We start from the raw sequence: 2,071 nt of genomic DNA, 5'->3' as shown, positions 1-2,071 counted from the left end.
CCGACGCTCAGCCGCGTGCGGCTGCGACGCAGGCCCGGCCCGAGCGACCAGGTCGTTCCGTTGACCATGATGGCCTGGTCGGCACTCGTCCAACGCAGCACCAGGCCGCCCGGCAGCGTGAAGGTGTAGAGGTCGATGCAACCGAGCTCGAGCTCGGAGTTCAGCAGTTCGGCCAGCGCGCCAGGCGCCTTCTCCCAGGACGGTGTTCTCATCGGCGCGCGCTCAGGGCTTCACGGTGATGAGCTCGACGCTGCGCGCTTCCCACAGCTGCTGCAGGAACTGCGACACCTCGGTCTCGTCCTGCTTGAAGCGCACGCGCCAGTAGAAATGGCCGGTCCACGTCACAGGCAGGCCGGTCGCCACCGGCACGCCGAAGGACAGCACGCCGCTCGGTCCGATGTCGTAGGTGCTCGGGTCGGCGAGCGCGCCGCCCAGGAAGACCCGGGCGTCGTCCGCCGCGGCATACACGGGCTCGACCACACCACCCCAGGTGCGCACGAGCTGGAACTTGCGGGTGGCGCCGTCCCCGGTGCCCAGCCGCTGGTCCACGACTGCTGAGTCGTCCGGGTCSAGGTAGAGGAAGCGCTGCGCMGCRCCGCCGCGGGCGTTGAAGAAGCCMACCAGCGCCTGCAGYTCGGCCAGGCCGTCGKTCTCKCGCAGCACCTCGTAGGCGAGCTTGTARCGCCARCGCGGGAAGCTGAARTAGCGKGTGCGGAACTCGCGMCCGCTCGGGGTCTCGCGCACRCTGGTGCGGTGCATCGGCACGCGGGTGCTGCCCCATTTCAGGCCGGGCAGCGTCGGGAAGATGTCGAGGCTCATRGYGTATTCAGCTCCAGCCGTTCAGTTCAARRCGAAGTCGCGTTTCAGMGCCTTCAGGACCGCGACCAGGTCGCGCTTCGAGGCCATGAAGAACTCGCCGGCCGTCACGCCRYGCAGCTCGATCGACGGRCCGGCATCGCCGCCGCCCTGCCCCTCTCCACCYTGTCCKGCCAACTGGCGGATSACGTTSGCGTGCTGCTTCGGCAGCACCATCTCYTCYTCGTGRAGYTGSGTGATCGGGTTCAGRCCRCTSGGGATGTCGWAGCCGCCCGAGGCGCTCTTGATGCCYTTGCCCATGCCGGACACCGCCGCGAAGATCGCGGCCATCGCTGCAATGGCGAGCACCGGCCCGACRACGGGGATGGASGCCTGCGACGCCGCRGCRCCCGARCCGGCCTCSGCYGCGTTGGCSCCGACGACGGCSGTSGCYTCGGCCGACTTCACCGCGACGTTCGTCGCYGAGGCCGCSGCCTGCATGCCCTTCTCCTGCGTCAGGAARCCGAGCTTCATCGCGAGCATGCGTGCCTGGCTGGCGATCCACTGCGARGCCGGCTCGGTGACGACGTTGCGCAGGAACGCTTCCTTCACGCCACCGAAGAYCGTCGCGAGCGACTGSCCCCAGGTGCTGGTCTTCTGCAGSAGCCCGTCCAGCGCGGTGCCGAAGCTGTCGCCAATGCCGCTGAAGAGGCCTGCGCCGCCGAAGGCGTTGGCGCCCTGCTCCCGCAGCGCGGTGTTGGCGGCCGACAGCACCTGCAGTCGCTGCTGCTCGTGCTGCTGCTCGACCAGCAGCAGCTCGTTCTTGATGCGAGCCAGCTCGACCGGGTTGACGGTCGGATCGGCGCTCAGCAGCTGCAGCCGCTGCTGCAGTGCAGACGCCTGCACGACGTAGCGGCGGTCCTCGAACTCGACCTCCAGCTGGGCGAGCTGCGCTTTCGTGATCTCCTCGGCATCGAGCGCTGCCTTGGCGGCCACTCGCTCCAGCTCGATCTTGCCGAGGGCGAGCTGCTCGGCCGTGCGCATGCTGTCGTGCTCGATCGCGTCTCGCTGCTGGCGCGTCTCCCGCGCAATGCTCACCTCGAGCTGCGCCGTCTTGCGCTGGATCGCGACCTGGTCGGCCGTCGTCATCGTCAGGTTGTCGGTGAGCCAGCGCCAGTACGCGAGTTCTTCTTCCTTGGTGTACTCGCGTCCCTCGGTCAGCACCGCCTGCGCTCGCTTCTCCTCGGCGAGCATGGCCTCGTAGTAGCTCATGTAC

2 protein-coding genes and 1 pseudogene are annotated in these 2,071 nt (G+C 68.7%); all 3 read right to left on the bottom strand.

Features of this window, described 5'->3' with window-relative positions; all coding sequences use genetic code 11:
• Positions 1 to 212 (bottom strand): baseplate hub domain-containing protein (locus AC1D01_RS31860; protein WP_477873513.1); only part of this gene is annotated, 212 nt, incomplete at its 3' end.
• A gap of 10 nt (positions 213 to 222) precedes the next feature.
• Entirely contained in the window at positions 223 to 819 is a 597-nt protein-coding gene (locus AC1D01_RS31855; RefSeq protein ID WP_477873512.1) for a DUF2460 domain-containing protein, read from the bottom strand.
• A gap of 21 nt (positions 820 to 840) precedes the next feature.
• Positions 841 to 2,071 (bottom strand): annotated as a pseudogene (locus AC1D01_RS31850) (hypothetical protein); the annotation flags it as partial.

Source organism: Rhizobacter sp. P3_B12, assembly GCF_056402895.1.
Note: the sequence above shows the minus strand (reverse complement) of the source record. Positions and strands in the feature narration are given on the sequence as shown.